27 protein-coding genes, 4 tRNA genes, 2 rRNA genes and 1 pseudogene are annotated in these 18325 nt (G+C 44.8%); 28 read left to right on the forward strand and 6 right to left on the reverse strand.

Features of this window, described 5'->3' with window-relative positions:
- Positions 1 to 159 precede the first annotated feature (159 nt).
- The 4 genes from EL173_RS04260 (at position 160) to EL173_RS04275 (ending at position 3569) form a co-directional block, all read left to right on the forward strand.
- Positions 160 to 3077, forward strand: a 23S ribosomal RNA gene (locus tag EL173_RS04260).
- Positions 3078 to 3274: 197 nt separating this feature from the next.
- A 5S ribosomal RNA gene (gene rrf / locus EL173_RS04265) occupies positions 3275 to 3391 on the forward strand.
- A 7-nt stretch (positions 3392 to 3398) separates the two neighbouring features.
- A tRNA-Asn gene (locus EL173_RS04270) sits at positions 3399 to 3471 on the forward strand.
- A gap of 8 nt (positions 3472 to 3479) precedes the next feature.
- A tRNA-Ser gene (locus EL173_RS04275) sits at positions 3480 to 3569 on the forward strand.
- 121 nt (positions 3570 to 3690) lie between these two features.
- On the opposite strand, the gene EL173_RS04280 is transcribed toward EL173_RS04275, so the two are convergent.
- On the reverse strand, positions 3691 to 4818 hold the full coding sequence (locus EL173_RS04280; protein WP_020752155.1) for a site-specific integrase: 1128 nt from the start codon (positions 4816 to 4818) through the stop codon (positions 3691 to 3693).
- A 107-nt stretch (positions 4819 to 4925) separates the two neighbouring features.
- Entirely contained in the window at positions 4926 to 5189 is a 264-nt protein-coding gene (locus EL173_RS04285) for a hypothetical protein (RefSeq protein ID WP_025014108.1), read from the reverse strand.
- Between the two features lie 138 nt (positions 5190 to 5327).
- On the opposite strand from EL173_RS04285, the gene EL173_RS04290 reads away from it, so the two are divergent.
- On the forward strand, positions 5328 to 5549 hold the full coding sequence (locus EL173_RS04290; protein ID WP_005714766.1) for a hypothetical protein: 222 nt from the start codon (positions 5328 to 5330) through the stop codon (positions 5547 to 5549).
- Between the two features lie 282 nt (positions 5550 to 5831).
- On the opposite strand, the gene EL173_RS04300 is transcribed toward EL173_RS04290, so the two are convergent.
- The 3 genes from EL173_RS04300 to EL173_RS04310 form a co-directional block, all read right to left on the reverse strand.
- The gene (locus EL173_RS04300) at positions 5832 to 6941 is read right to left on the reverse strand and encodes a restriction endonuclease subunit S (RefSeq protein WP_020752156.1); all 1110 of its coding nucleotides are present in this window, start codon (positions 6939 to 6941) and stop codon (positions 5832 to 5834) included.
- Positions 6942 to 7031: 90 nt separating this feature from the next.
- Complete coding sequence (locus tag EL173_RS04305) at positions 7032 to 7250, reverse strand: LexA family protein (RefSeq protein ID WP_005712700.1); 219 nt, start codon at positions 7248 to 7250, stop codon at positions 7032 to 7034.
- Positions 7251 to 7321: 71 nt separating this feature from the next.
- The gene (locus tag EL173_RS04310; protein WP_025014107.1) at positions 7322 to 7969 is read right to left on the reverse strand and encodes a LexA family protein; all 648 of its coding nucleotides are present in this window, start codon (positions 7967 to 7969) and stop codon (positions 7322 to 7324) included.
- A 148-nt stretch (positions 7970 to 8117) separates the two neighbouring features.
- Between EL173_RS04310 and EL173_RS04315 the strand changes: the two genes are divergently transcribed.
- The 4 genes and pseudogenes from EL173_RS04315 to EL173_RS04335 all read left to right on the forward strand — a co-directional run bounded on the left by EL173_RS04315 (position 8118) and on the right by EL173_RS04335 (position 9747).
- Positions 8118 to 8384: a helix-turn-helix transcriptional regulator gene (locus EL173_RS04315; RefSeq protein WP_020752157.1), complete on the forward strand. Its 267-nt coding sequence runs from the start codon at positions 8118 to 8120 to the stop codon at positions 8382 to 8384.
- Positions 8381 to 8605: pseudogene (locus EL173_RS04320) on the forward strand (BRO-N domain-containing protein); the annotation flags it as partial. The gene EL173_RS04315 and the pseudogene EL173_RS04320, both read left to right, overlap by 4 nt.
- Positions 8606 to 8745: 140 nt before the next feature.
- Positions 8746 to 9486 (forward strand): phage regulatory protein/antirepressor Ant, encoded by a 741-nt coding sequence (locus EL173_RS04330; protein WP_020752159.1) that lies wholly within the window; start codon positions 8746 to 8748, stop codon positions 9484 to 9486.
- Positions 9487 to 9747: a hypothetical protein gene (locus tag EL173_RS04335; RefSeq protein WP_015764320.1), complete on the forward strand. Its 261-nt coding sequence runs from the start codon at positions 9487 to 9489 to the stop codon at positions 9745 to 9747.
- On the opposite strand, the gene EL173_RS04340 is transcribed toward EL173_RS04335, so the two are convergent.
- Positions 9740 to 10045, reverse strand: a complete 306-nt coding sequence (locus EL173_RS04340) for a hypothetical protein (protein WP_015764321.1) — start codon at positions 10043 to 10045, stop codon at positions 9740 to 9742. The two genes, EL173_RS04335 and EL173_RS04340, sit on opposite strands and share 8 nt — an antisense overlap.
- A 74-nt stretch (positions 10046 to 10119) precedes the next feature.
- Here EL173_RS04340 and EL173_RS04345 point away from each other — a divergent pair, with 74 nt between their 5' ends.
- The 19 genes from EL173_RS04345 (at position 10120) to EL173_RS04430 (ending at position 18319) form a co-directional block, all read left to right on the forward strand.
- Entirely contained in the window at positions 10120 to 10476 is a 357-nt protein-coding gene (locus tag EL173_RS04345; RefSeq protein ID WP_020752160.1) for a DUF771 domain-containing protein, read from the forward strand.
- Positions 10477 to 10560: 84 nt separating this feature from the next.
- The gene (locus EL173_RS04355; RefSeq protein WP_020752161.1) at positions 10561 to 10764 is read left to right on the forward strand and encodes a hypothetical protein; all 204 of its coding nucleotides are present in this window, start codon (positions 10561 to 10563) and stop codon (positions 10762 to 10764) included.
- Positions 10765 to 10838: 74 nt separating this feature from the next.
- Complete coding sequence (locus EL173_RS04360; RefSeq protein WP_025014106.1) at positions 10839 to 11153, forward strand: hypothetical protein; 315 nt, start codon at positions 10839 to 10841, stop codon at positions 11151 to 11153.
- Entirely contained in the window at positions 11146 to 11982 is an 837-nt protein-coding gene (locus EL173_RS04365; protein ID WP_020752163.1) for a helix-turn-helix domain-containing protein, read from the forward strand. Before EL173_RS04360 ends, EL173_RS04365 begins: the two co-directional genes overlap by 8 nt.
- The gene (locus EL173_RS04370; protein WP_020752164.1) at positions 11979 to 13241 is read left to right on the forward strand and encodes a DnaB-like helicase C-terminal domain-containing protein; all 1263 of its coding nucleotides are present in this window, start codon (positions 11979 to 11981) and stop codon (positions 13239 to 13241) included. The genes EL173_RS04365 and EL173_RS04370 overlap by 4 nt, the downstream gene beginning before the upstream one ends.
- A 1-nt stretch (position 13242) precedes the next feature.
- The gene (locus EL173_RS04375) at positions 13243 to 13587 is read left to right on the forward strand and encodes a hypothetical protein (RefSeq protein ID WP_020752165.1); all 345 of its coding nucleotides are present in this window, start codon (positions 13243 to 13245) and stop codon (positions 13585 to 13587) included.
- A 12-nt stretch (positions 13588 to 13599) separates the two neighbouring features.
- Complete coding sequence (locus EL173_RS04380) at positions 13600 to 13887, forward strand: helix-turn-helix domain-containing protein (RefSeq protein WP_020752166.1); 288 nt, start codon at positions 13600 to 13602, stop codon at positions 13885 to 13887.
- Positions 13874 to 14128, forward strand: a complete 255-nt coding sequence (locus EL173_RS04385; protein ID WP_020752167.1) for a hypothetical protein — start codon at positions 13874 to 13876, stop codon at positions 14126 to 14128. Before EL173_RS04380 ends, EL173_RS04385 begins: the two co-directional genes overlap by 14 nt.
- Positions 14125 to 14490, forward strand: coding sequence for a RusA family crossover junction endodeoxyribonuclease (locus EL173_RS04390; RefSeq protein ID WP_003607027.1), 366 nt, complete (start codon positions 14125 to 14127; stop codon positions 14488 to 14490). Before EL173_RS04385 ends, EL173_RS04390 begins: the two co-directional genes overlap by 4 nt.
- 12 nt (positions 14491 to 14502) lie before the next feature.
- Positions 14503 to 14967 carry a hypothetical protein gene (locus tag EL173_RS04395; RefSeq protein ID WP_020752168.1) on the forward strand — a complete coding sequence of 155 codons (465 nt, stop codon included), beginning with the start codon at positions 14503 to 14505 and terminating at the stop codon, positions 14965 to 14967.
- A gap of 11 nt (positions 14968 to 14978) precedes the next feature.
- Positions 14979 to 15164, forward strand: a complete 186-nt coding sequence (locus tag EL173_RS04400) for a hypothetical protein (protein ID WP_025014105.1) — start codon at positions 14979 to 14981, stop codon at positions 15162 to 15164.
- A complete protein-coding gene (locus EL173_RS04405) occupies positions 15161 to 15667 on the forward strand; it encodes a DUF1642 domain-containing protein (RefSeq protein WP_020752169.1) in 507 nt (168 codons plus the stop codon). The genes EL173_RS04400 and EL173_RS04405 overlap by 4 nt, the downstream gene beginning before the upstream one ends.
- Positions 15657 to 15833, forward strand: coding sequence for a hypothetical protein (locus EL173_RS15080; protein WP_020752170.1), 177 nt, complete (start codon positions 15657 to 15659; stop codon positions 15831 to 15833). The genes EL173_RS04405 and EL173_RS15080 overlap by 11 nt, the downstream gene beginning before the upstream one ends.
- A 28-nt stretch (positions 15834 to 15861) precedes the next feature.
- Positions 15862 to 16140, forward strand: a complete 279-nt coding sequence (locus tag EL173_RS04410; protein ID WP_370742936.1) for a hypothetical protein — start codon at positions 15862 to 15864, stop codon at positions 16138 to 16140.
- Entirely contained in the window at positions 16137 to 16346 is a 210-nt protein-coding gene (locus tag EL173_RS04415; RefSeq protein WP_020752172.1) for a hypothetical protein, read from the forward strand. The genes EL173_RS04410 and EL173_RS04415 overlap by 4 nt, the downstream gene beginning before the upstream one ends.
- A 344-nt stretch (positions 16347 to 16690) precedes the next feature.
- Positions 16691 to 17119, forward strand: a complete 429-nt coding sequence (locus tag EL173_RS04425) for an ArpU family phage packaging/lysis transcriptional regulator (RefSeq protein WP_005711378.1) — start codon at positions 16691 to 16693, stop codon at positions 17117 to 17119.
- A gap of 276 nt (positions 17120 to 17395) precedes the next feature.
- Positions 17396 to 17472: transfer RNA gene (locus tag EL173_RS15085), tRNA-OTHER, on the forward strand.
- Positions 17473 to 17474: 2 nt separating this feature from the next.
- Positions 17475 to 17590 (forward strand) — tRNA-OTHER (locus EL173_RS15090).
- Positions 17591 to 17653: 63 nt separating this feature from the next.
- Positions 17654 to 18319 (forward strand): hypothetical protein, encoded by a 666-nt coding sequence (locus EL173_RS04430; RefSeq protein ID WP_005688553.1) that lies wholly within the window; start codon positions 17654 to 17656, stop codon positions 18317 to 18319.
- The last annotated feature ends 6 nt before the right edge of the window (positions 18320 to 18325 follow it).

Genomic DNA, 18325 nt, shown 5'->3' on the forward strand with positions numbered 1-18325 from the left:
AGGGGATTACCCTCAAGCACCCTAGCGGGTGCGACTTTGTTCTTTGAAAACTGGATATCATTGTTGTAAATGTTTTAAATTGCCGAGAACACAGCGTATTTGTATGAGTTTCTAATAATAGAAATTCGCATCGCATAACCGCTGACGCAAGTCAGTACAGGTTAAGTTACAAAGGGCGCACGGTGGATGCCTTGGCACTAGGAGCCGATGAAGGACGGAACTAATACCGATATGCTTCGGGGAGCTATAAGTAAGCTTTGATCCGGAGATTTCCGAATGGGGGAACCCAGTACACATCAGTGTATTGCCTGCAAGTGAATACATAGCTTGTTGGCGGCAGACGCGGGGAACTGAAACATCTCAGTACCCGCAGGAAGAGAAAGAAAACTCGATTCCCATAGTAGCGGCGAGCGAAGTGGGAAGAGCCCAAACCGAGAAGCTTGCTTCTCGGGGTTGTAGGACTGGACATTGGAGTTACCAAAGTTCGACGTAGTCGAAGTCAGCTGGAAAGCTGCGCCATAGAAGGTGAAAGCCCTGTAAACGAAACGGCGGACTCTCCGTCCAGGATCCTGAGTACGGCGGAACACGTGAAATTCCGTCGGAATCCGGGAGGACCATCTCCCAAGGCTAAATACTCCCTAGTGACCGATAGTGAACCAGTACCGTGAGGGAAAGGTGAAAAGCACCCCGGAAGGGGAGTGAAACAGTTCCTGAAACCGTGTGCCTACAATTAGTCAAAGCCCGTTAACGGGTAATGGCGTGCCTTTTGTAGAATGAACCGGCGAGTTACGTTTGCCTGCGAGGTTAAGATGAAAAGTCGGAGCCGGAGCGAAAGCGAGTCTGAACAGGGCGCTTCAGTAGGTAGATGTAGACCCGAAACCAAGTGACCTACCCATGACCAGGTTGAAGGTGTGGTGAAACACACTGGAGGACCGAACCCATGTATGTTGAAAAATGCTGGGATGAGTTGTGGGTAGCGGTGAAATTCCAAACGAACTTGGAGATAGCTGGTTCTCTCCGAAATAGCTTTAGGGTTAGCCTCGGAGGATGGATCATGGAGGTAGAGCACTGTTTGAACTAGGGGCCCGTCAAGGGTTACTGAATTCAGATAAACTCCGAATACCATTGATCTTACTCCGGGAGTCAGACAGTGAGCGATAAGGTCCATTGTCGAAAGGGGAACAGCCCAGATCACCAGTTAAGGTCCCTAAATTTATGCTAAGTGGAAAAGGATGTGGCGTTGCACAGACAACTAGGATGTTGGCTCAGAAGCAGCCACCATTTAAAGAGTGCGTAATAGCTCACTAGTCGAGTGGCACTGCGCCGAAAATATACCGGGGCTAAGCATAATACCGAAACTGTGGGTGCACCCGTCAGGGTGCGCGGTAGGAGAGCGTTCTAAGGGCGTTGAAGGTCGATCGTGAGGACGGCTGGAGCGCTTAGAAGTGAGAATGCCGGCATGAGTAGCGAAAGATCAGTGAGAATCTGATCCACCGTATGACTAAGGTTTCCTGGGGAAGGCTCGTCCTCCCAGGGTTAGTCGGGATCTAAGGCGAGGCCGCAAGGCGTAGTCGATGACAAGCAGGTTGAGATTCCTGCACTAGTTTATTTTGTTTAAGCGATGGAGGGACGCAGGAGGCTAAGGAAAGCGCACGGCTGGAAAAGTGCGTCCAAGCAGTAAGTCCGGTAGCGAGTGAAATGCTTGCCGCCTTAAGGACAAGCTGTGATGGGGAGCGAAATTAAAGTAGCGAAGTTCCTGATGTCACACTGCCAAGAAAAGCTTCTAGTGAGAAATAAACTACCCGTACCGCAAACCGACACAGGTAGTCGAGGAGAGTATCCTCAGGTGAGCGAGCGAACTCTCGTTAAGGAACTCGGCAAAATGACCCCGTAACTTCGGAAGAAGGGGTGCTGACCGCAAGGTCAGCCGCAGTGAATAGGCCCAAACAACTGTTTATCAAAAACACAGGTCTCTGCTAAATCGTAAGATGATGTATAGGGGCTGACGCCTGCCCGGTGCTGGAAGGTTAAGAGGATGAGTTAGCGCAAGCGAAGCCCAGAATTGAAGCCCCAGTAAACGGCGGCCGTAACTATAACGGTCCTAAGGTAGCGAAATTCCTTGTCGGGTAAGTTCCGACCCGCACGAAAGGCGTAATGATTTGGGCACTGTCTCAACGAGAGACTCGGTGAAATTATAGTACCCGTGAAGATGCGGGTTACCCGCGACAGGACGGAAAGACCCCATGGAGCTTTACTGTAGCTTGATATTGAGTGTTGGTACCGCTTGTACAGGATAGGTAGGAGCCGTAGAGATCGGAACGCTAGTTTCGATGGAGGCATTGGTGGGATACTACCCTAGCTGTATGAACACTCTAACCCGCGCCACTGATCGTGGCGGGAGACAGTGTCAGGTAGGCAGTTTGACTGGGGCGGTCGCCTCCTAAAATGTAACGGAGGCGCCCAAAGGTTCCCTCAGAATGGTTGGAAATCATTCGCAGAGTGTAAAGGTAGAAGGGAGCTTGACTGCGAGACTGACAAGTCGAGCAGGGACGAAAGTCGGGCTTAGTGATCCGGTGGTTCCGTATGGAAGGGCCATCGCTCAACGGATAAAAGCTACCCTGGGGATAACAGGCTTATCTCCCCCAAGAGTCCACATCGACGGGGAGGTTTGGCACCTCGATGTCGGCTCATCGCATCCTGGGGCTGTAGTCGGTCCCAAGGGTTGGGCTGTTCGCCCATTAAAGCGGTACGCGAGCTGGGTTCAGAACGTCGTGAGACAGTTCGGTCCCTATCCGTCGCGGGCGCAGGAAATTTGAGAGGAGCTGTCCTTAGTACGAGAGGACCGGGATGGACGTTCCGCTGGTGTACCAGTTGTGCCGCCAGGCGCATCGCTGGGTAGCTATGAACGGAAGGGATAAACGCTGAAAGCATCTAAGTGTGAAGCCCCCCTCGAGATGAGATTTCCCATTCCTATATGGAAGTAAGACCCCTGAAAGATGATCAGGTAGATAGGCTGGAAGTGGAAGTGCAGCGATGCATGGAGCGGACCAGTACTAATCGGTCGAGGACTTAACCAAGTAAGAGCGCGAGCAGTCGCGATTAGAAACCGGAGCATAAGCGGGCCTGAGCGTGATGGCCGGTCTTTGGCCATTGCGGTCAGGGTCCTTATGCGGAGGTTTCTGCGACTGGGAGCGCGTTTCGATGAACAAATACGCGTCATCGGCAAAACCAACAACAATGATAGCCAGTTTTGAGAGCGCAAAGTTCTCATAAGTGTGGTGGCGATAGCAAGAAGGATACACCTGTTCCCATGCCGAACACAGAAGTTAAGCTTCTTCACGCCGAGAGTAGTTGGTGGGAAACTGCCTGCGAGGGTAGGAAGCTGCCACGCTGTTTATTCCGGTTTAGCTCAGTTGGTAGAGCACCTGACTGTTAATCAGGTTGTCGTCAGTTCGAGCCTGACAACCGGAGTTTTTTATGGAGAGTTGTCCGAGAGGCTGAAGGAGCATGGTTGGAAACCATGTATACGGGTTTTGCCTGTATCAAGGGTTCGAATCCCTTACTCTCCGTTTTTATGCTTCTAGATGCTTTCTATAGCTTCCCGGAATGCTGGTATAAAGGCATTTCGGGATTTTTGTTTCCTTTTATTTTCGGTTGTTTTTTTCCTCCGGTGCACAAAATGTGCACAAGCTAAAGTCTAGAAAGTGCTTGTAGCGTCTGGGATACCTGCTCTTTTCTTTGATCTTCAAGAAGATGAGCGTAGACTTTTTGAGTGATCATTGTATTGGCATGCCCAAGTCTTTTTGAAATATAGTTAATGTCAACGTGATTGGCAATCAAATAGGAAACGTGAGTGTGTCTAAGCCCGTGGAAAGTAATCGCGGGGGAAATGTCTAGAGCCTTCTCGATCGTCCTTAGATCCTTATTAATTGCCGTGCTCGATAGCATGTTATGCCGTATGCTGCGAAATAATAGTTGTTTGCTATCACGATATCCCTGAGCAACGTATACCTCTTGCTGTTCCTTCTTGAGACGTAAAAGCAAGTCTGCAAGTTCTCTCGTGATGTCGATGTCACGTACACTTGATTTGTTCTTAGTAGCCGCAAAGCCGCTGCCATATCTGTGATCCCACGTTCTAGTAATGTGCACAACGTGTTTTTTAAGATCAACATGATCCCACGTGAGCCCAAGAACTTCAGAATACCTAGCTCCGGTCAGTGCCCCGGTTGCGATGATGTAGTAAGCAATATGCTCGTAGTCTGCAAATTCTAGGCAGTAATTGACGAGCTTGCGCAAATCCTTTACTTGCAAATATTTGATGATTCCTGCTTGGCCTTCATTACCAGTGAGGACAACGTTATGAGTGAAGTTAGTATATATTATTTGGTCATCGACGGCAGAATCAGCCATTGAGCGAACATAGCCATTCAATTTGCTGACTGTATCTTTAGCCCTTTTTTTGCCAAACTCATTGATAAATCCCTGCCAGTCTGATTTTGAAATTGATTTTAGTTCACGGCTTTCGCCCCAGTAGGCTAATAACTGTTTACGAATTGTTTTATACCGGGCTTCGGTGATACGAGAATGCTTACCAGATTTGTACAGCTCAATCCATTTGTCCCAGTAGTCGATTAACGTTATCTTGTTAAGATCCAAATTTGCACCGCGATTATGCTGACGTTCGACTTCGGTTGCCGCTATATCAGCAGCTTTTTTTGAGGGGAAGCCGCCTTTGTTGACATACTTGCGTGTTCCATCATTATCCTTGTAAGAGACACGATATTGCCATTTTTTGCCACGTTTACTAATACTGGCCACATTTACACCTCCTTGTGCTACAATACAGACGGGTGCTATTGCACCTAACCATGCAGTCACGTTCTGTTAGGCGTCTACCCATTCGCTTGGGTAGGCGCTTTTTGTCGTTACTTTCTCCTACTTGCTTTTTTCTTGTTAAGCGCCTCGTTTACGTTACTGAGTGGAATATCTTTGATGAATCGTTTCTCTCTAATTCTAGAAAAGGGGACAACGATCTTGTGGTTTAGTTCTGTTTTTTCTTTATCACTGAAGACTTCGGTGTTTGAAATGTCTAGGAGAACTGAGTGCTCATATTTTTTGATCGGTTCTCCTTCAAAATTTTTCCAGGTTTTTTCGCCAAACTTATAAGAGCTTACTGTAACTGGCTTCATAGGTTTTACCTCCTACAATCTGTGTGGCTTCTTTAATGTTTTGAAGAAGTAGGCGCTTTTCGTGATATAATTAAGTGAATGAAATTCATGAAAAAAGAAATTAGGTGAACCGTAATCATGATAAAGGAGGTTCTCCAAATGGAAAATGGCATATATATCGTTGACGAAAAAGACGAAGTATGGGATATCGACGAAGCATCGGGCATGTATGGCATGTTTTCAAGTAAGCCCAATATTGGGCCAAACGAGGTTGCTGCACTTTTGTCTGGTAAGGCCCTTGTTGATCTTTCAGATGGTGAATATATTCACTGGATTCAGCTAACACCAGATGCTATCAAAACAGCCAGATTGCGACAGTAGTTACGTTTGACAGAAACAACTGTTCCTCGACCACAGCGGCCGGGGCTTTTTTGTATCCAGTTCGCACTCAGTTAAATATTTCAACGTTTTCATCATGACCGGTGTCATCATCGCAAGCGGTTGTTGCGCCAGCCAACAAAACAATAAGTAAGATGGCAACTATCTTTTTTAGCATGATGACTCACATCCTTTACTTGGTATGTGGTACAAGCCCCACTCTCCGGCTTGCACGGGGACGCCGCTTGCGTGGGTTGTTGATGACAGTTGTACCACAGTTAAGTACTACACGAACATTTTCTGGAGATAGGCTTGCTTCAATTTTTTTAACAGTTCAACCTTACGCTGGTTGACTGCGATGAGATTATCAAGTTGCTTAAACATTGTTCCAATCAATTCTTGCTCAGCTTGAGTAGGAGTTGTAACTTCCACGGCATTGATTGTTTGTTTCGACAATGATGGTACACCGGTAGACTCGTCGTATTTCTTCCAGTTAACTCGTTGAAAAATCGCATACAGAAAATTTAGATCTTGTGTCCCCTTAGGTATCACATAGAACAACGTATCTACGGTCCAGTATGGAGCTCTTAGAATGTAGGGGGAGTTAATTGTACCTTTTCGCCCAATGCCAATGCCGTTTTCCTCAGATAAAGCCTGGTCGACACTTAGCATGTATCCGCCAGTTCCATAGACTGGAATGTCACCCTTGTTAAGGTGCTTGTAGTCCTTGCCACCGTTCACGGTAGCGATTTTCTTGATAGGACGCTTTTCCCAAGCGTCAGTAAATCCAGCAAATCTTAATTGTGGGAACTTGCTTCCATTTTTGGGGAACAATTTCTGCAAGTAGCCTTTTTTAAGTTCTTGGAGTTTTTCAAGCTTACGCTGATGAAGAGTGATGAGGTGGTCAAGATTATCGAAAAACTTACCAATTTGAACTTGTTCAGGTAATGTTGGAACTTTAAAATTAATCTTCATCATGACATCGGCGTTTAATTTAGCACGTCCACCGCCGACTAAATATGGTTCTATGTTGGTATGTTTCAATGCGTTCGTCAAAAATTTGTTGTCCACTCTTTCTTCTTTAGCTTGAAGAACGTGGGCATGATTGTTGACCCAAACCTTACCATCAACATATTGAACAGGGTAGTTTTGTAAATCATTCGCACCGTCTTCTGCGACCAAAACAAATTCACCATTATGAGTAAAACCTTCAACATAGTCCTGAATACCATTTGCACCGTAATAAGGTGTTTCCCCAGCTACACGTTCGGATGCTGTAATTGGAACTCGAAGATTATCATAGCGGTCTGCTAGTTCCGAAACCTTACGCTGTTCCCAAGCGTCAGTGAACCCCTTGAAGCGAAGCTCCGGTACCATTTGTTTATTTGTAGTCACGGTTGATTGTCACCTCTAAGCCGTTTATTTGTTGTTGACTAGATTGTATCGCGTAAGTAGGCCGACGCCGCGTCCTGATACTGTTGCGGGTTAGTTGATGACAACGCCTATGATGCTGATATCTTCGGGATCGAGGCATCTGTCGGGATACTTGTCATTCAGTGAGTGTAGAACAATTTTCTTTTGTTGATAATCGCGGGACAGCTGCTTGAATGTGACGCCCTCGTCGGCCACACGGCCAACGCCGAGATCGCCAAGTCCTTGCTTGTTAAGATACTGGGTGGCTTTCTTTGAAGCATTATCAAACATTCCTATGTCGATTTTCCCCCAATTTCCATCAGCTTTTAACGTCGATCAGGGTTTGGACGTAAGATTATTTTTTATAAAACGACTGTGTATACGACAACCTTACCAAATATAGCGACATTGTCTGCATCTTCATAACGATAAACGTATGGTTCAAAACGAGGATCATCACTGTCAGGCTGAAAAGAGACTACTTTAGCTTCATCGTTTTTATAGTAACGTTTGCAAGAAAAATCTTCATTGTCAATTGAGAAGACGACAATGTCTCCATTGCTTAGATCATCTGTCCGCTTTACTGCGAGAAGCGCACCATCAGGGAAAACTCTGTTCATTGATTCGCCGTTGGCATGTATGATAAGAATGTCATCATCACCAGCGTAGCGTCCCATTATGGCATCTGATAATTGGATTTCTTCCAAGTTGTCTTTCGTATAAGCTTCAACTAATTCAGGGGCACCACATGAAACCCCTGCATCTAAGTATTTGTAGGAGTGTACAGGCATAGATGGAGCAATATTTGAGATCTCTTTTTCTCCAGCAATCACAGAAACAGGAACACCGAAGATATCTGCTATGGATTTAGCAGTAGTCATTAATGGATAAGCAGCTCCACGTTCCCAAGAAGACACAGTGGTCGGAGCAACTCCCAATCTGTTAGCCAAATCAGATTGCGTCATCCCGCGGGTTTTTCTTAGCTTTTTTATGGTGTCTCCAGTATTCATTTCGTTTCCTCATTTCCTATTTATGCTGGCTATAATGTACACCTGTTGCGTAGAAAAGTACATACCTAAATACAATTTATTTGCAAAAAGCTATTGCAACTACTAACCATTCGTAGTATATTTAGTTTTGTTGAAAGGAGGAACGAAAATGACAGGAATTGAACCAGCTTTTACGCTTGAAGGAGCACGAAACAACTTGCATTTTTCACAGAAAGAAGTAGCGGAAGCGCTGGGAATGAGCACCAAAACCTATGCTGACTATGAGAAATATCGAAAAGTTTTGCGAACAGATAAAGCTTTTGAGTTTGCAAAGCTAGTTAAACTACCATTTGATTCGATTATTTTTTTGCCCAAAGACTACGAAACATTTGTAGTTGGCAAAAAATATTTGCTTACAAAGGGGGAGACGGTATGAACGAACTACAACTATTTCAGTTCGAGGATAACCAAATTCGGACTGTCAGCTCAAACGGCATTATCTGGTTTTCAGCACCGGATATTACGAATGCGCTGAAACTAACAAACACAACGGTAGCGTTGAAATCATTAGACGGCGATGAGGTGACTAAGTTTAACTTAGGGGGCTTATCAGGCGAGACCAATCTCGCAACTGAAAAAGGAGTCACCAAATTGATGACCCCCGGTGGCAAGCAAGACTTTGTTACCGTCTCATAGTTGAAGAAGAAGACCAGCTGAAGTACCAAATCGGTACCTCAGGTCAAGCACGTGAAATGGCCATCGTTAATGAATGAGGCCAAAAGAAAGAAGGGAACACATTGAATGAATTAATAATTATGCACGACCGTCAGGCAGTCACCACCAGTCTTAAGGTCGCTGAATCATTTGGAAAGAACCACAGAGATGTACTAGCAGCAATTCGTGATTTGATGAGTAGCGCGGAAAATTACGCTGTACTAAAAAAGTACTTTATTGATGGTAGTTACACCGCTTCTAATGGGAAAACGAATCCAATGTACTACATGAATCGTGACGGATTCACATTGCTGGCTGTTGGATTCACTGGGAAGCGTGCGCTTCAGTTCAAGATTCAGTACATCCAAGCCTTTAACAGTATGGAAACGCAGATCAGAACGGGTTATGCAATCCCGGGAAGCTATGCCGAAGCGTTGAAGCTGGCAGCTAATCAAGCTGAAAAGATTGAGCAACAGAAGCAAACCATCGCGATTCAAGCGCCTAAAGCGTTGTTTGCAGACGCGGTAGCCACCAGCCATACGAGCATTCTCATCGGTGACTTAGCCAAACTCATCCGCCAGAACGGTGTGGATATTGGCCAGAATAGGCTGTTCGCTTGGCTGCGAGATCACGGCTATCTGATTAGTAAGGGTGACCGGCGAAACATGCCAACGCAACGCGCGATGGACTTGGAACTGTTCGACATCAAGGAACGTACATTCCAGAACCCAGACGGCAGCGTGCGGATCACCAAGACTACCAAGGTAACCGGAAAAGGCCAGCAGTATTTTATCAACAAGTTTCTACAAAAGGAGGCTGTCTAAATGAAAGCTGAACAAGAAAAGCAAAGCTTATCTCAAGTGTGCCTGAACTTAAAGATTTTAAAGGCAGAAAAGTTGGCATCTTACTGTGAAAAGTTAATCGAGCAACACAAAAAAGGTACCTATGACGACGCAATTTCTGATCTAGAAAAGCAACGTAGAGACCATAGATACCTAAATGGATTTTCAGATGATGATCAAGTTTTCCAACAAGCGATTGATCGAATCATCAAAGTTGCGTTAAGCCAACGCATAGCTAACTGAAGGTAGCAGATATAACGGCGCTTGAATGATAGTAATGACCACTTTCGTGATATGGCCTAAACCACTCATAGTTGTGAAGAACTTCAAAAACAGATTCAGCTAGTCCGACTTCTGGATGAGACCAGAGCTTCAGAACAACGCCCTCTAAAGCAAGTTCAGGGTAAATCAGTTTTTCATACTCTTGATCTTTGTTCCGTGGATGAGTTGCATTTTCAGAAAACGAAACACCGCTAAGTTTTTCACCTTCATGAAGTTCAAGGCGGGAGCCATCAGCAAAAAGCAAAGTTGCGTTTTTCATATCAATCACCTCCTTCCATCACTAGATAACCTGATTATCTGCCAAGGGGAGGTCGAAAGAAAGGAGGAAATGCCATGGAACTGTTACAAATTGTCGAAAATAAGCAGATTTCAAGCAAAAAATATTTGGCAGTTGATGCAGAAGAGCAAGCAAAGCTGATCAAGGAGAACCAAGAACTAAAACGTCAGCTTGAAGGAATGGAATATTGGGACCTAACAACGGCCGCTAGTCTAATCAAAGGACATAACAACACATGGGTCGTTAACAATATTCTCGATGTACCTCGCTTTCGAAAAGTGTTAGAGGACAGGATCGTCCATTACCCACCACCTGGTCAAAAGGGATATATGTTTCACGCCGGCCCGTGGAGAACATTCATCGACAAATGGTTCCCAGAGATTTCAAGTTCGCTTAGAGAGAAGGGCAAATAATGATTGAATATTTACTAATTGGTGGTGCCTTCGGCGTGATCATTGGTCACTGCTTAGGCCACAGCGGAAATTGGAGGCAGTGGATTGAATGAAGAAGCTATAGCCAAGCTAGTTCCACTTATCTCCTACTTGTATACCCAGGCTGAGAACGCACGTCTGGTTGGCCATAATTACCGTCAAGGAACGGATCAGACGCGAGCTTATGCCATGGGACGAGAAGACGGCTTGCAAACCGCCATCAGCTTAATCAACGAAATAATTGGCAAAACAAAAACCGCTAAGCGCTAGAACACTTAACGGCCAAAAATGAGGTTTCGCGTTGAGTGACCTCATTATATCACAGAAGGAAATGAGGTAAAACAATGACCAGAGAAATTGGCAAGCAACTTGACCGTCTTGAATCACTTGCATACAAAGTAAGAACTAATCAGTACCTCTTGGATTATTTGAGAGAATGGGCAGAAACCAAGTGCGATCTATTCAGGGATGATGATCCTCACATGACCGATGGTGAGAAGATTCAAAACCGCTTGTTCCTGAAAGATAACTTTAAAAAATACATGGATATCTTGGGTCAAACATCACTCGATATGATCAAATTCGAAGCAGACTTAATGGATGTTCGCCAAAATATTGCCGATCAATGCTTCCATGAAGGTGGTGACGATCATGAATGAAACCCCTAATTACTATGCAATTATACCTGCAAATGTACGGTATAACAACAGCATTCAACAAGGAGCAAAGCTTCTATATGGAGAAATCACGGCTTTGAGTAATAAAACCGGTTGCTGTTGGGCTGGCGATCAGTATTTTATGGGGCTTTATAAAGTTAGCCAAGCTACGATTCAGAGGTGGCTAACTTCACTTGAAAAAAATGGATATATTGATCGAACCGTTAAATACAAAGATGGCAGTAAAGAAATCGAAAAAAGGTATATCCGAATTAATGCTTACCCTATACTCAAAAATGAGAATACCTATACTCAAAAATGCGAGTACCCTATACTCAAAAATGAGCAAGAGAATAATACAAGTATTAATAATATAAATACACGTGCAAATAGCACGTTAGAGAGTGACTTTGAAAAGCTCTGGAAACTGTATCCAAAGAAGATTGGCAAGAAGCCAGCATTAGCTGCTTACAAACGAGCAATGAGTAGAAAGAAGAACCCTGCTACCAACAGACAAATTCAGGATGGCATTGTGGCTTATCGACAGCTAATCAAGAGCAAAGGCACAGAGAAGCGGTTTGTCAAAGACGGTAGTACTTTCTTCAATCAAGAGGCATGGAACGATTACCTCGAGGTCGTAAAGGAAGAACGAGAGGAGCAGGAAGCTCGAAAGCCTAAGTTCGATCCCAAGAAAACTGCTATTGCAATGTATATCGACTACAACAGCCTTGACCGAGTGCTTGAAGAAATCAAAGCGCAAGGTATTCCGATCAAGCCAGAAGATGCTAAACGTTACATTGCTGAATACGATGAACGGAGGCAACAAGCTTGACAAAAAAGCTTTATGACCCTAGCAATCCTGAACCACATGTCATGTATGGACTATATACGAAGCCGGAACTCATCAAGTCTGAATGGATTGATCCTAAATGGTTTAACAGCCAGCAATACGCTGCAGTAGTTGCCTACATGAACAAGTTGCCAGGTGACGTCGATACGCTGGAATTGCAGGATGGTTTCGATACAGCTCATCCCGGCGTGATGTCAGCAGCAGATTGGCAATACATTATGACCAGTGATTTTGGCACCTCACGTTTTGACTGGTGGGTAGGCAAGCTTAAACGGGATTATTTCCGTAGTCAGCTCATTAAAGCAGCACAAGCGTACTCGGAAGAACCAAGCGAGGACAATCTTACCGCGATGATGGTTGCCTCACAGAATGCTACTGCTGCCAGTCAGACGGTAACTGAAAGTACCATTGCTGATTTGGCAGCAGACATGGAAGACAAAATGATACACGGTGCCGCTGACAATGGGATTAAAACGTACTTCACTCTTAACAATATTCTGGGTGGTGGCTTGATGCCGGGACGTTTGTTGACGATTGGTGCGCGCCCTGGTGTCGGTAAATCAGCATTTGCGGTTAATCTCATCATTGAGGCTTTAAAACAGCAACCGGAATTGACAATTGATATGTTTTCGCTTGAAATGTCAAATGCAGAAAACTACAACCGCTTGTTGGCCTGCAAGACTGGCATCAGTGCTGGCAAATTCATCAACCCGCAGAAAAGTCTAAGCGATGCTGAGAAGGTTGAGGTTGAAAAGGCGGGAAACGTTCTTAAAGACTATCGCTTGCAGCTTTACGACAAGCAGGTGGAATTACCACAGATCGTCAAAACAATGCGTCAGCGAGCCGCAGAAGCGGAAAAAGGCTATCTTGCCATCGTGGATTACCTTGGATTGATCGGTGTTCGTGGACAGCCTGATCGCCGCCTGCAAATAGAAGAGATCACGCGGCAGTTTAAAGTGCTGACCAACGAGCTTAATATTCCAATTGTTTTGCTTAGTCAATTATCACGAGGCGTTGAGAATCGTCAGGACAAGCAACCGGTACTATCAGATTTACGAGAGTCGGGATCAATTGAACAAGATAGCAATGCCATTGGATTCCTTTGGAACAGTGACCGGCAGGATGAAAAATCAGATATCCGTACTGTGACTTTAACAATTGCCAAAAATCGTGAAGGAGCACTTGGTAGCATTGATTTTCGTTTTTTCGCGCCAAAGTTGCAGTTTAAGGTGGCGTATTGAAATGTCTTATCCAACTATGACACTTAAAGAGTTCAATGAGTACATGCAGGAGGGACATTATCAATACTCACTGTTCGTTATTCTGCAACTTGATGAAGCCGTGGAGTATTTTAAAAAGGCAAAACAAGCCGATGCTGGTATGAAGAAGTTTTGGAACCAGTGGGCGTACGTTACCTTGGTCGATGCCTTAGAGACGGCTGAGTCAGAATATTTCGGAGAAACTAGTGCTTATCTTCCCACGAAAGAAACTGATCCAGTAACGCGAGTATACTGCCAAAACACATACGATATTTGGCGAGGATACTTGCAGAAGCTAAACGTGAGTTTACCAGAACAAAAATTTTGAGGAGGCAAAAGCATGATTGAGCATGAGAACGAAACTAACAATGCAGGCCAATATTGGGCACGTGAACGACTTCGCAACTTTCTTGATGATCATCCCAGCTTGCCAATATACCGTTTTGCTTTGATTGCTGGCGTGAGTCGCATCACTATTTCTAGTTTTCTTAGTGGCAGAGAGGTAATGATGATCACACTTACAAAGATAGCTAAAGCCATGGGAATATCGCTAGAAAAGCTAAAACAGCCAATTAGCGAGGAAGAATACAAGGAACTACTGGAGGAATCTTCAAATGCAAGCAATTAAAACAAAAATGATGGTCGGTGATCTGGTTATGGTTCCTGATCGAGTATTCATGGGCGTGCGTGATCTTGGCGGTGTGGCACGAATCATCAGGATTGAACGATACAACGCCAGAGGAGCAAGACAAGATATTAACAAGCCAGTTGCTTTTGACAACAATGCGCCTAAAGAGTTAATCGCAACGGTTGAGATGGTTGACGGCAAGCAACGTCAATATTATCTGAAGGACGTGAAACCAGCGTGAACAGGATCATTATTCCATTGCCCCTCATGACTCTTAATCAGTACATCAAGGTTGAACGAGGCAATATGTTCGGCGGAGCAAAAGTCAAGAAACAAGCAACGGAAACGGTAATGTTGGCTGTTAGAAAAGCGATGAATCAGGGCGTGAAATTTCAATGGGGAAAACCTCTAAGTTTCGACTGGTACTGGTATGACAAGCGAACAGACCCGGACAACATCGCGTTTCAGCACAAGTTTATCTTCGACGGCATGCAAAAGGCTGAATTTTTAGAAAACGACAACTGGGATCACATTGTAGAACTGCGAGATCGGTTCTTTATTGACAAAGCTAATCCGAGAGTTGAAGTCGAAGAGATCGATTAAGGAGAAAAAATCATGAATAAAAAATTGACATTTACAGTAACTGTTTTAGCAGGACTTATGTTTGGGGCCGGTGCAACCACCATTGCCGACAATGTTTGGCAAGGTCACCAGAACATCGTGGAGACCAAAAACAATATCGACAAGCTGACGGCTAAGATTCACGCTTCAAAATCTAGCTTGTCCGATTTGCAGCATCAGTTGTCTGACGCGCAGGCACAGTATGCGTCCCTAAAACAGCAATACGACAACGACATGGCAAGCAAAGATGCCGAGATTCAGCAAAAGATCATTGAAGGACAGCGAGCAGTTGCCCAGAAACAGGCTGAGGTCGATGCTAAACAGCAGACCATCAATGATCTTACATCTCAGTTAGAAGCCGCCAAACAGGCAAACAATGACTTATCACAAGCCATCAAAGACGCACAGAGCATCAAGGACTATTCCGATCAGGCTGTGAAGTCAGTCAACGCGAAATGAGAGGCACACAAATGTACGTAGTAGCAGGCTTAAACACAAGAACCGAGTATTACCGAGCAAAGTATCAATCTCAGTGTATCCGCTGGATAAACGAGAACATGGCCAAGCACACGGAATCGCACAACACCCGTGGCGATGACATTAAAGTCGATATTCCGGAACCACTGATTATCAAGAAAGAGGAGGACGAAAAATGAGCGAAGAGAAAATATACCTTATTAAGAACGATCATGGGGAATACTTGACCGTTGAGCGTACGGCACCTTGGTGGAACAGTCCGGTAGGAACCGCTGTAAGAAATATTGATGTTGCGCTTGCATGGGCGGAAAAGTATGGCGGTCACGTTGTCACGTTCGTTGAGGAGCCTAAAAAGGTAGTCCTAACCAAGGAGCAAGCCGAAATCGTTGAACGTGCACATAGCGGCAAGTTCCCAGCAGCCAGCATTGCTTTCTATGGCGATGATGACGAAGAGCCGCTGATGAATGCTTACGTCAACGGCTACACCGTGGCAAAGGAGAAGAAGTATAACGTCAAGGTGCCACATACCAAAGAGGTTTGGTATTACAAGTCCGGCGATACAGATTTGTTAACGATTTGCCCAGCGGATAAAGAACTTCGTGGCAAGTTCACCGAAGCAGAGATCGAGCACTACGGCTTGCAATACTGCGAAAAAGAAGAGGTGACTGACGATGACGAATAAAGCCGACATAGACGCTGCGCAAAAGGCCATCGATGCCGCGAACAATGCGATCAACAAACTTGATCTGTGTGGCCTGTATGATTGCGCGTGGCAAGCACATGATGGCTATCAACGCATCATCGATTACAACAAGGAACAGTTGGAGGTGACTGACGATGAGCAATGAGACGAAGCAAGACGTGTTCAACGCATTAATGGCTGACATGTCACACGGTTCAGAACAATGGCGTGCCAGATATGACGCCGCGTTTCCAGATAATCTGCCGGTTATTCCGAAAGCGGTAGGCGATGTGATTGTAAAACTCAAACACAAAAAATTCTCTCTATCCGGAACGATGAGCTACGCCGCAGTAGTTTCTTTATCTCCATGGATGACGTTTGAACATGAGGACACCTTCGCCCTTGCATGGGTGCTAGGTGTATGGCGCGTTGAGGAAACCGGCGAAATTGTGAAATTGGAGGAAGAAAAATGAGTAAACATTATGAAGAAATGAGCCAACTGGATAGGACCGATAAAAAAATGAAATTCAAGATTGTGGGTCGCAATGGCGAAACCAAAATCAAGGAATTCAGGTCTCAGTACGAAGCAGATTTATACTGCGAGCGTCTCAACTATGAGCGGTTGGAACGCCTTGGCTTGATTGAGCACCTGAACATGACAGCAATCAAATTTGATTAGGAGTACGTCACATTGGCAACATCTTTGAAGACAAACAGCTATTGGAGGGAAAGCAATGATTGCCGTAATGCTGCTAATCTCAGGCGCTGCAATGTGGATGTGGGCTAACTGGGAAAGGATCAAATGATTGTAAACAAAAAGCGCGCCTAATGAGGGACGCGCCGGAGGCCAAACGTACGATTGAGAGTGAATGAAATCAAAGATTAGGAGTTGGCCTCCAATGACAGTATAGCAAACGCACATGTTGAACGCACGTTTAAGGCATCAAAAAAGCGCACCACGAAGGCACGCTTATCCCCAAAACTTTTACAAATTTAATTATACCATAAGGGGTGGCGCTTGTGATGGAGCTTTTATCAATTAGCGATGAAAAGGATCGGGAAGCAGTCGAAAATATCCTAAATAAATACCGAGCAGAGCGTGGATTCATAAAGGCGCCAGTCAATCCAAAGATCACTAGTGCATGGGGAGACGGAACTTCTGCCAGCACTGTTCAGCGTCCGCTGTATGCACAGCAGCGTTTGGAAAGACAAGAATCGGCACGTAAGTTCTGTGAATGGTGCGACAGTTGTATTGCATCAATGCCGAAACAATCACATCAGCGTTTATTAAGGGTGCGCTATTGCGATGGGCCAGAAACAGATACGCCAGACGGTGATGCAATGAATATTCTCGATATATCTGCAGCAACCTACACACGCAGAAAGAAAAATGCGTTGTTAGCAGCGGCCTGGTACTTTGGCGTCACACCCAGAAAAAGTAGTGAGCAATAAATGATCGATGAATGAGGACTATTTGAGGACTAATTGATTGATAAATGAGTGGCGAACTAAAAACGGAATCCCTTATGATTGTATTGTGCCAAAGGTGAGAAACCTGAGACACCGCATTTTTCCTCCGAGCCTCAGTGATGATAAAGCTGTGGCAAGGCGTGGCAATGAGGACTGGCTGAGATAGTCAGGCGGGTTCGATTCCCGTATGCCACATTGTCCAGTTTAGCGACCGGACAAAGCTTGCGACGACCCCATCTGACACTGGGAGAGCGAGCAGCAACCGATTGAGATAGGCTCACCGACTAAAGTTCGCGCGTGCGTCGGTGTCGCGGGTTCAAATCCCGCCGGTTGCATTGCACGAGATGGCTGAGTGGTCTAAAACACAGCACCTGCCCTGAATGACGATTATGGAGGAATGCGGCCGCATTTAACTACGTCATTAACCGTTGGTTCGAATCCAACTCTCGTGCCTTCACCACCTCAATGTAGTATTCCAGTTCATGCTGGGGTACTATTCTTTTGAGGTGATTGAAAGTGAAGCTGCCACTGTATGAGCGAATTGGTGATTTTGTCTTAGGAATATTCCACGTAATGAAAACAAAGTGGGACAAGATTATTCCAATAATAATATCAATAGTTTCGGTTGCGATCAGTTTGAATACGTGGAATAGTTATAGGACAGCAAATGAAGAATACATGCAAAGGTCAAATCAAGCGTTGGTAAACTCTTCTAAACTAGCCGAAACTGACATTGATATTTTGACTGGAAAAGTTGCAGAGTCAGATCACATAGCCGTTACAAAAAATCAAATTGACTATCAAATATATAGCTTGAAACAAAATTTGAAAGTAATTGAAGATATTCAAATAACTCGTTTGCCTCAACGCAATTCAATGAATTACCAAGTCTATCGCAAGGACTTAGCTGATGTCATTTATCGATTAAATGCCAAAGTAACTGAGCTGTTTGAAAATAAAAAGTACAAGCAGTCTTTCTATCTAACTGCAGGAGACCGGGAAGACTTCATGAATTCATTGGCTGTAGTTAGACGGGTTCTTCTTGACGACAGAAATGCTTTGCAGAAGAGGAATGATCTAGCCACAAAATACTTAAAGTTCAATCAAAAATTCCAAGAAAAGAACGGTAAGGATTTGAATGAAAGAGTCAGTGGCGATTTGAACGTATATGGAGGGAAATAAAATGAT

The sequence above is a fragment of the Lacticaseibacillus rhamnosus genome, from assembly GCF_900636965.1.
GTDB lineage: Bacteria > Bacillota > Bacilli > Lactobacillales > Lactobacillaceae > Lacticaseibacillus > Lacticaseibacillus rhamnosus.

Bases quoted from the DNA above. Each gene is read 5' to 3' on its own strand.
- EL173_RS04345 (WP_020752160.1), top strand. From the start codon at position 10,120: ATGGAACTGTTACAAATTGTCGAAAATAAGCAGATTTCAAGCAAAAAA.
- EL173_RS04380 (WP_020752166.1), top strand. From the start codon at position 13,600: ATGATTGAGCATGAGAACGAAACTAACAATGCAGGCCAATATTGGGCA.
- EL173_RS15080 (WP_020752170.1), top strand. From the start codon at position 15,657: ATGACGAATAAAGCCGACATAGACGCTGCGCAAAAGGCCATCGATGCC.
- EL173_RS04360 (WP_025014106.1), top strand. From the start codon at position 10,839: ATGACCAGAGAAATTGGCAAGCAACTTGACCGTCTTGAATCACTTGCA.
- EL173_RS04415 (WP_020752172.1), top strand. From the start codon at position 16,137: ATGAGTAAACATTATGAAGAAATGAGCCAACTGGATAGGACCGATAAA.
- EL173_RS04335 (WP_015764320.1), top strand. From the start codon at position 9,487: ATGAAAGCTGAACAAGAAAAGCAAAGCTTATCTCAAGTGTGCCTGAAC.
- EL173_RS04385 (WP_020752167.1), top strand. From the start codon at position 13,874: ATGCAAGCAATTAAAACAAAAATGATGGTCGGTGATCTGGTTATGGTT.
- EL173_RS04305 (WP_005712700.1), bottom strand. From the start codon at position 7,250: ATGTTTGATAATGCTTCAAAGAAAGCCACCCAGTATCTTAACAAGCAA.
- EL173_RS04285 (WP_025014108.1), bottom strand. From the start codon at position 5,189: ATGAAGCCAGTTACAGTAAGCTCTTATAAGTTTGGCGAAAAAACCTGG.
- EL173_RS04340 (WP_015764321.1), bottom strand. From the start codon at position 10,045: ATGAAAAACGCAACTTTGCTTTTTGCTGATGGCTCCCGCCTTGAACTT.
- EL173_RS04310 (WP_025014107.1), bottom strand. From the start codon at position 7,969: ATGAATACTGGAGACACCATAAAAAAGCTAAGAAAAACCCGCGGGATG.
- EL173_RS04405 (WP_020752169.1), top strand. From the start codon at position 15,161: ATGAGCGAAGAGAAAATATACCTTATTAAGAACGATCATGGGGAATAC.
- EL173_RS04365 (WP_020752163.1), top strand. From the start codon at position 11,146: ATGAATGAAACCCCTAATTACTATGCAATTATACCTGCAAATGTACGG.
- EL173_RS04315 (WP_020752157.1), top strand. From the start codon at position 8,118: ATGACAGGAATTGAACCAGCTTTTACGCTTGAAGGAGCACGAAACAAC.
- EL173_RS04400 (WP_025014105.1), top strand. From the start codon at position 14,979: ATGTACGTAGTAGCAGGCTTAAACACAAGAACCGAGTATTACCGAGCA.
- EL173_RS04375 (WP_020752165.1), top strand. From the start codon at position 13,243: ATGTCTTATCCAACTATGACACTTAAAGAGTTCAATGAGTACATGCAG.
- EL173_RS04395 (WP_020752168.1), top strand. From the start codon at position 14,503: ATGAATAAAAAATTGACATTTACAGTAACTGTTTTAGCAGGACTTATG.
- EL173_RS04425 (WP_005711378.1), top strand. From the start codon at position 16,691: ATGGAGCTTTTATCAATTAGCGATGAAAAGGATCGGGAAGCAGTCGAA.
- EL173_RS04290 (WP_005714766.1), top strand. From the start codon at position 5,328: ATGGAAAATGGCATATATATCGTTGACGAAAAAGACGAAGTATGGGAT.
- EL173_RS04410 (WP_370742936.1), top strand. From the start codon at position 15,862: ATGGCTGACATGTCACACGGTTCAGAACAATGGCGTGCCAGATATGAC.